Annotated in this window: 1 protein-coding gene; it reads right to left on the bottom strand. The window is 65.2% G+C overall.

Annotated features, from left to right (window positions below; genetic code table 11):
• Window positions 1-225 precede the first annotated feature (225 nt).
• Window positions 226-1,881: DUF927 domain-containing protein (locus CFB89_RS33895; protein ID WP_144030212.1), on the bottom strand; the 1,656-nt coding region annotated here is incomplete at its 5' end.

Raw genomic sequence — 1,881 nt, forward strand, 5'->3', positions numbered from 1 at the left:
CAAAGCCTTATGGGGTAAGGCTTCGCGTGTCTCCAAACGATTTGGAGAACGCTGGAGATACTGGAGATAAACCGGGCTGGATTGTTACGGCTGAGGCAAGATTCGCAGCAAGCGCTCGCCCCGTTCCATCTGGAGCGGATCGCTCAAAGTAACTTTGACACGCGGGTGAAAAATGCCGCGCAAAGGAACGCCCGCCACCGCCCTCCCGGACGGCGGCGGTGCTTTTCACAGCTCAAGCGTGAAGATCGACGGCAGCACACGGTAGACCATGAACTTGCCGTGACCGGGGATGTATTCCTGCCGGTACGGATAGCCGTCGCTACGCGGCATCAGCACGCCTCGCTTCATCAGTGCCTTGGCGACGATCTTGTGATCGAAGCCGGCGCACACGTCCTTGCGGAATACGGCCGCTTCGATCAGGTATTCCGTTTCGACGCTTTCGGCATCGTCGGCGCTCATCTTGCCGCCGAACTCGGCGTAATACTCGCGATCGGATGCGATGGGCGTGCGCCGCTCGTCGCGTTTCACGTGCTGCTTGAAGCCCGCTCGATGCGGCACGTTCGGCCGATGGTCGTCCTGCGCCCGGTTCATCCACACGAAACGGTTGTCGCCGTGTGCGGCGAGGAAATGCTGTACCTGCCGCACGGCTTCCGCTTCGTCGGAGTTGCCCGTGCCGCCGCGTAGTTCGAGCCAGCCTTCGAAGCAGCGACGTGCTGCCTCGACCGCTTCGCCCTGCGGCCAGCCAGTCAGCCCGTGCGCCGTCGCCAGCTCGCCGGCCACCGCAACGAGACAGAACCGCTTGGCGACGCGCGCGACCTGTGAATGCGAGCCGTCCGGCACCCATTGCCCGACCAGCTCATCGACGCGCACACGCAGATGCTCGGCCAGCTCTCCGGCCTGCGACGACGCCCATTCGATGAACGCGGGGCCGGCCGTGCCGTAGTGCATGCCGGCGTGCCGCTCTAGATGCTCGATCAGCGCGGCCGGCGTCGGGAAGCCGTGCAGCTTCTCCACCACCCCCATTTCGCCGACCTCGGCCGGGATCGCCGGCAAGCGCACCTCGATACCGCCTTTCATGGGCTTGTTGCCCTCGGCCATCAACGCGGACACGCTCTTTTCGCCGTTCGACAGGAACAGCAGCCGCCACGTGAGCACGGGCTTGGCCGAGCCGCTACGCGACGCGCGGGCCTTGCCCGACTCGTTCGCGAGCATATAGATCACATCGCCGACCAAGCGCGGCTCGACCTGTCCAATTTCGTCGAGGATCAGCAGCGCGTCGCTATGCTGCGTCGCGACGGCTTCGAGCGCGTTGTCGGTCGCCTTCCAGCTCCGCACGTAGTCCGGCGAGCCGAACACGGACGCGGCGATGACGCCGCCCGTCGACTTGCCCTTGGACGTCGTGCCGAGCAGGTGAAAGCCGCCCGACTGAAGCCCGGAGAAGTGCAGCAGCGGACCAGCGAAGGCGGTTGCGACGCAGAACAGCAGCCGGCTATTGCCGACGCAGTAGGCTGCGACCTCGCGTTGCCAGTCGTCCAACGTCCCGCGCTCCTTAAACTGACTCTGGATCGGCGTATCGGCCTGATAGATCAGCGCCTCTTTGCCGGTGCCGATGACGCGATCGGGCAGCACGAACGCGCCGTGATGCCAGCCGACGCGCGGCACGCAGCGCACGCGCTCGTCCGGCTGCGCCATCTGGACATAGTTGGCGATCTGCGTGCGGGCGATCTGCGTCACGCCGAGCTTCACGCCCATGTCGAGCAGCATGCGGCGCAGCTCCGTGCCGTCGCCAGCAAAGAGGCCGGCCGGCACCGCCCATCGTTTCAGGATGCCGTCGCGGTCCGTGAATTCGAGCAGGTAGCCCCACTCGCTGTTCATCTCGTT

The sequence above is a fragment of the Burkholderia sp. AU16741 genome (assembly GCF_002223345.1).
GTDB lineage: Bacteria > Pseudomonadota > Gammaproteobacteria > Burkholderiales > Burkholderiaceae > Burkholderia > Burkholderia sola.